Annotated in this window: 2 protein-coding genes and 2 pseudogenes; 2 read left to right on the forward strand and 2 right to left on the reverse strand. The window is 56.8% G+C overall.

Going from position 1 to position 2,125, the window contains the following annotated elements:
• Positions 1–254: pseudogene (locus SxD43FB_RS25700) on the forward strand (hypothetical protein); the annotation flags it as partial.
• Positions 255–404: 150 nt separating this feature from the next.
• Here SxD43FB_RS25700 and SxD43FB_RS23410 read toward each other — a convergent pair.
• Positions 405–1,109 carry a hypothetical protein gene (locus SxD43FB_RS23410; protein ID WP_096064145.1) on the reverse strand — a complete coding sequence of 235 codons (705 nt, stop codon included), beginning with the start codon at positions 1,107–1,109 and terminating at the stop codon, positions 405–407.
• Positions 1,110–1,457: 348 nt separating this feature from the next.
• Here SxD43FB_RS23410 and SxD43FB_RS23415 point away from each other — a divergent pair, with 348 nt between their 5' ends.
• Positions 1,458–1,757 carry a transposase gene (locus SxD43FB_RS23415; protein WP_176482911.1) on the forward strand — a complete coding sequence of 100 codons (300 nt, stop codon included), beginning with the start codon at positions 1,458–1,460 and terminating at the stop codon, positions 1,755–1,757.
• A gap of 21 nt (positions 1,758–1,778) precedes the next feature.
• On the opposite strand, the pseudogene SxD43FB_RS23420 reads toward SxD43FB_RS23415, so the two are convergent.
• A pseudogene (locus SxD43FB_RS23420) lies at positions 1,779–2,003 on the reverse strand (transposase domain-containing protein); the annotation flags it as partial.
• Positions 2,004–2,125 lie beyond the last annotated feature (122 nt).

Consider the following 2,125-nt stretch of genomic DNA (forward strand, 5'->3'; position numbering starts at 1 on the left):
TTCGTCAATCGACCACCACGACCGCCACAAAAACCAACCGCAGTCTGGATCAACCCACCGGCCAGGGACCGAAAGACGATAGCTTAATCTCCCGACCCGGCTGTCTCACAATCGTTGACACGTTCCGCCGGGCCTCGCTATCACTCGGCGCGGACGCCTATGCGACGCATCTCGACAGGTTCGGCCTGAGCGTGGTTAGCTGTCGTGCCGATGAGGGCGGCAACAACTACTATGATGCGGTGAAACGCTCATGAGGCACCCTTACCGATCTTCGAGCGGCGCTCGGAACCGTAGTCGGTAATCAAATGGCGAACGACGTGGCGACAAACGCTTGATTATCGTCACTTCCGGCATTTTCTCGTAAACGATGGCGATTTTGGGGATCATCATCCGCAGCAAGCAAATCAGGGACGCTTGACGGCGATCTTCAGGGATTTGAAGTATGCTCTGGAGCCAGGACCGACCCACAGCCCGATGCCACCGCTTGCGGGTGGCAGCTTCAAATCATTGACGATCAGGGCTGGTTGCGCGTCGTCTTTGACATAGAGCCGGGCAAGCGATCCGCTCACTACCAGCCGTATCTTCGTCCACCGATCGGCATTCAGATCTACATAGGATTCATATTTCCCAGGATGCTCGTTTCGAAGGCGCTCCCACGGATAATCGGGATGCGAGATATATTGTGTGGTATGGTTACGCTGGAGCTGATCGTCGGCCCTCGCATTGGTGGGACGCACATAGATTGCCTCGAACCGGGTGAGGTCGTTGGAGATGCGAAAAGCGATTCCGACGAAGCCGCGTGCTGTCGAGGTATTGTCGATAGGCACTCCCTTGAGGACGGCTTCCACGACGAAATCCTGTGCCGTAATGCCTTTGAGGGCGGCAAAAGTCGCATCATCCGATGGATTGAACGGGGATACAGTCAACAGGCGCGCGTCGGCATCGGAGTGGCGTACTCTGGATGCCTGAACGCCGGACACGGTCAATGGGGCAGTCGTCACGGACAGGTCTTGCAGGCTGGCGTTGGGCTCTGGTTTGCCTGCGAAAGCGGGCATGGCAAATACAGCCGCTGCGATAGCCACTGCCTCAAAAATTGATAGCCACATCATATCCCTCAATCCGCTGTGATTTTCATTGGTAGAACACAGCGAAGCTGTCGAGCAACACATGGCGGCAATCTTCCTATAAATGAAGGAAGAACGAGAAGGCCCGAGCTGCGACCAATGTTGTCGATCACGAGGCGAGCCCTTCCCGCAATCTGTTCCCAATTCACTTTTCCCGAAATAGACACATCTCGACTGGAAAACGGGAAAATCTTGGGTGACGAAAAACACATGAAACGCGTTAGGCCGTGTGGACGAATTTGAGGTTGAAGAGATTTTCCGATTCCCAAGATGAATCTGTTCTGATTCATAGGCTTCCGCCTGTCATGGAGGTTGGAAGCGTTGTCGACGAAGATGAGCGAGGAAGATTGGGGAAATGCACTGCTGGTGTTCCGGGCGTGCTTGCCCCGCCGAGGGCGCAAGGCGGCGGACGACCGGCGCTTTCTGGAGGCGCTGCATTTCTTCACGGTGGAGAACGTGCGCTGGCGGGCGCTCCCCAAGGAGTATGGCCATTGGAACAGCGTGTGGAAGCGGTTCGACCGTTTGAGCAAGGCCGGCGTGTTCGAGGCCTTCTTCGACACGCTGGCAGCGATGAGCCCGTCAGCGCACCTGATCCAGATGTTTGATTCCACGATCGTGCGCGCCCATGTGTAAGCATTCGGTGAAGGCCGCGGATCAGGCGGCTTCGCGTTGATATTCGGCGGCTCGCCAATTCCATGGCAGCAGTTCTTGGAGACGGTTCTGGGGGATGTCGGCGATGCGGCTGAGCACATCGGCTAGCCAAGTCTGGGGATCTATATCGTTGAGCTTCGCCGTGCCAATGAGGCTCAGCATGAAGGCGGTGCGCTGGCCGCCGCGATCTGAACCAGCGAAGAGCCATGATTTTCTGCCCAGGGCCATCGCAGGGTCATTCTGCCCATGTCGGGCAGATGGTAGAGTTTCATTATCGCTGGCATCCATATTACGGCGGTCGTTTTCGGCATGAAGGCCGCGAGGACCGGGCCAATGGCGCGATCATCCGG

This window comes from Sphingobium sp. D43FB (genome assembly GCF_002312805.1).
GTDB lineage: Bacteria > Pseudomonadota > Alphaproteobacteria > Sphingomonadales > Sphingomonadaceae > Sphingobium.

Bases quoted from the DNA above. Each gene is read 5' to 3' on its own strand.
- SxD43FB_RS23415 (WP_176482911.1), top strand. From the start codon at position 1,458: ATGAGCGAGGAAGATTGGGGAAATGCACTGCTGGTGTTCCGGGCGTGC.
- SxD43FB_RS23410 (WP_096064145.1), bottom strand. From the start codon at position 1,109: ATGATGTGGCTATCAATTTTTGAGGCAGTGGCTATCGCAGCGGCTGTA.